This is a genomic window from Photorhabdus stackebrandtii, assembly GCF_011189495.1.
GTDB lineage: Bacteria > Pseudomonadota > Gammaproteobacteria > Enterobacterales > Enterobacteriaceae > Photorhabdus > Photorhabdus khanii.
This window is the reverse complement of sequence record NZ_PUJV01000075.1, coordinates 1-4273: the sequence shown is the minus strand read 5'-3', so window position 1 is coordinate 4273 and position 4273 is coordinate 1. Positions and strand designations below refer to the sequence as shown.

The following is a 4273-nucleotide window of genomic DNA, read 5'->3' as shown; positions in this document are numbered from 1 at the left end:
AAACACTGGCATCAAAGCTGAATGAAGCAAACTGTAACATCCGGCTGGTTACACGCATGTTAAGCCGGGCAATTTGTGTCAATACCAGATTAACCACACCACGATGTTCGACCATCACCCCTTTCGGCTGACCAGTTGAGCCAGAGGTGTAAATGACATAAGCCAGATGCCGTGATGTCAATGTAGTTATCTGTGGGTTACTCTTCGGCTGCTCAGGCAGGCTATTCAAGTTAATCACTACTCGTTCAACCAGTACAGGTTCGCCTAAGACGACTCGTCCTGCCTCATCCGCTAACACAATATTTGGATTAGCATCAGTAAGAATATGGATCAGGTGCTCACCGGGGTAAGCCGGATCCAGCGGGACATACGCCCCACCGGCTTTCAGGATGGCTAATATCCCGACCACCATGGCCGGTGAGCGTGAGACACAAATCGCCACTAACTGGTCGGGCACGACCCCCAGCGTAATTAATTGATGTGCCAGCCGGTTCGCCCGGGCGTTGAGTTCCGCATAACTGAGCGACTGGTTTTCATACACCAGGGCAATGGCGTCCGGGGTTGTCGCTGCCTGCCGTTCAAATAACTGATGGATACATAAGTCTTCAGGATACGACGTTTCCGTGGCATTCCAGGTGGTGAGTAACAAGGTCCGTTCCGCGGCCGGCAGGATATCCAGGGCACGCACCGGCCTGTCCGGGGTGTGCGCCAGCGCCTCCGCCAGACTTTCCAGTGCCTGCTGCATATAGTCACAGACCCGCTCCGGCCCAAACGGCTCGACAACCTGAGCGGTCAGCCCCAGCGCCGTCCCAAAATCCTCCACCGACAGCGCAAACGGGTAGTTCGTCCGCTCCTGTCCGCCCATAAATTCAATGCCGCTTAGTCCCTCATCGGACAGGGCTGATACATCATTGTGCCGGTAGTTCAGCAGGGCACTGAAAAGAGGCCCCGCATTGTCAATGCTGCTGCACCGCTGAGCCAGCGCCAGTGACGCATGCTCATGCGCCAGTAATCCGGCCAGCCGGGTATGGGCGGCCTGCACGCTGCTCCGTACCGGGGTCTCATTGATATCCAGCCGCAACGGCAAGGTATTAATAAACAGTCCCATACTACTGTCTGTCCCTTCCCCTGCCTGCATACGCCCAAACAACACTGTGCCAAACACAACATTCTGCTGACCACTGGTACGCGCCAACACCTGCGCCCAGGCCAGATGACACAACGCCGCCAGACTGACGCCCAGATGTCTCGCTTGATGACGCAAACGGTCATTTAACCCGGCTGGCAACATCCGGTGAACTTCCGTCACCTGCGAACCATCACGATGCACCTCCGTCAAACCAAACGGCAGGGTTGGTTCATCTACCTCTGCTAACATGTCAGTAAAGAAACGGGTGTGTTCTTCCTGACTTACCCCCAACCGGACCTGCGCCACCAGATTGCGGAAAGGTGTCGGCGCCGGCAGACTATCCTCCTGACCTGTCAGATACGCCTGCACTTCACGATGCATCACCTCCATCGTTTCATGGTCGCCAATCAAATGATGATGCAACTCCAGCAACAACCAGCGACCATCGGTTTCCTGAGCGATGATAAAACGCAGTAATGGGGCTTGACTCAGGTCAAGACGATAGTGAGCGGGATCAAAACGCCGGGTTAACTGGTCACTGACCGAACCGTCAGCCGGGTTTAGTACCAATTCCGTCACTGACAATGGAGCCTGACGCCAGACCACTTGTGCCGGCATTGATAATCCCTGCCAGAGAAAAGCGGTACGCAGAATATCATGCCGATCAATGGTCCGTTGAATCGCCGCCAGATAACGATCCAACAGTGCCCGATTAGCAAAAGCCATCTGCCCCGTTAACAGATAGGGATCACCTTCATTTGCCAACAGATGGTGGAACAAAATGCCATCCTGCAACGGTGACAGGGCATAGATATCCTGAATATTGGCGATTCCCCCCGGCACCTGCCCGACAATGTGGTCAATGTCAGCCTGGGTCAAATCAATCAGCGGCAACATCGCCGGCGTCAGCACCATTGTATCCGGTGTAATACCATTGTCAGGCACTTGAATTTCATTATGCTGAACCAGAGATTGTGCCAAGGTACAGAGTGTTGGATGCTGGAATAACGTTTTTACCGATACACTCAGACCGATACGCCGTAATCGTTCAATCATGCGTACAGCAAGCAACGAATGACCACCAAGCGCAAAGAAGCTGTCATGCCGACTAATCTGCGCAACACCCAGTAACTCACACCAGACAGCCGCCAGCATCGTTTCTATCTTCCCTTGCGGGGCTTCATAGACCTGACGGGCAAACGCCGCTTCCCCCGGCACCGGCAACGCCCGGCGATCCAGCTTGCCATTCGGGGTCTGCGGGAAGCTATCCAGCCGCACAAAGGCCGCCGGGATCATATAGTCAGGTAAAACTGCGCACAGGTGTTCGCGTAAACCGGCAGCTAATCCCTCATTCGCTTCCGCCGCCACATAGGCCACCAGCCGTTTGCCCTGTTCATCATCCAGCGCCAGCACCGCCGACTCTTGCACCGCCGGGTATTCCACCAGCCGGGTTTCAATTTCCCCTAACTCAACCCGGAAGCCACGAATTTTCACCTGTTGGTCGTTACGGCCCAGGAATGCCAACTCACCGTTCGACAGATAACGAGCTAAATCTCCAGTGCGATACATCCGCGCATCGGATACCGGGCTGAAGAGATCTGGCAGAAAACGTTCCTCACTCAATGTCAGCCGGTTCAGATAACCTCGTGCCACACCCACGCCGCCAATATACATTTCGCCAATACTGCCCAGTGGTACAGGTTTACCGTAACTATCCAAGAGGTAAATGCAAGTATGACTGACCGGTCGACCAATAGAACGATCATCTGCTGGTGATAATATCTCCTTGCAGGTCGCAATGACGGTATTTTCCGTCGGGCCATAGGTATTTAACAGCCTTGGTCGATGAGTTTCTTGGGTAAACCACGCCTGAATCGCGCTCTTCTGTACCGTCTCACCACCAATGATGATTAATCTGAGACAATCCGGTAACGATAATGAGTTGTTTCTGGCCGCTAATTCAGACCAGAATAAAGTCGGCAGCGACATCACCGTGATATGGTTTTGCCGGATTAAAGTGATGAACTCCTGTACAGAGGCCAACCAGCTATCATCACGAATGACCAGCGTAGCACCGTTACATAAAGACGAGAAAAATTCTTCCACCGCAGCATCAAAAGCAAAAGAGGAAAATTGCAACACCCGATCTTGCGCAGTCACAGCATAGATCTCATTAAAACCTAAGTAACGCTGATACACCGCCTGATGTTCCACCATCACTCCCTTCGGCTGCCCAGTTGAACCGGAGGTATAGATGACATAGGCCAGATGCTGCGGCGTCAACGCAGAGACCGATAGGTTGCTGTCCGGCTGGTCAGGCAAAATATTCGGGTCAAGTACTGTCAGCCCGGCCAGTGCCTCGTCACCCAATGCTACCTGTCCGGCCGCATCCGCTAATACTACGGACGGAGCGGTATCATTCAGGATATACGCCAGACGCTCCTCTGGGTAAGTTGAGTCCAGCGGCACATAAGCCCCGCCAGCTTTCAGCACCGCCAGCAACGCCACCACCATTGCCGGTGAACGCGCCACGCAAATCGCCACCGGCTGATCCGGTGTTACACCGAACGCAATCAGTTGATGAGCAAGGCGGTTAGCACAAGCATTTAATTCGGCATAACTTAGGGCTTGCTCTTGATACACCAGTGCCGTGGTCTGTGGGGTTTTCTCCACCTGTTGTTCAAACAACTGATGAATGCATAACGCCTCAGGATACGGGATTTCCGTCGCATTCCAGGTTTCTAGCAATAGCTTGCGCTCTGCCGGGGCCAGGATATCAATTTCTCCGATCGGCTGTTGAGGGTTAACCACCATCGCTTGCAGCACCGCGTGCAAATATCCCACCTGCCGCTCCATTGTCGCTGGATCAAACAGGGCGGTGGCATAACGTAAATTACCTGAAATCGCGCCATTATCCTCAAACATATCCAGTTCGAGATCAAATTTGACAGTATCTAAAGTTTGGTCAATCGTTGACACCATCAGGCCCGGCAATGCCCAGTCCGTGTGTTCATTGCTCTGCCAGGCAAACATTACCTGGAACAGCGGCGTATGCGCCAGCCGGCGCGGCGGTTGGACAATTTCCACCACCTGCTCAAACGGCAGATCCTGATGGGCCTGGGCCGCTAACGCGGTTTGCCGGAC

General features: G+C 53.8%; 1 protein-coding gene. It reads right to left on the bottom strand.

The window, feature by feature from the left end; genetic code table 11:
* Positions 1-4273 (bottom strand): non-ribosomal peptide synthetase (locus tag C5470_RS21395; protein WP_166291777.1); only part of this gene is annotated, 4273 nt, incomplete at both ends.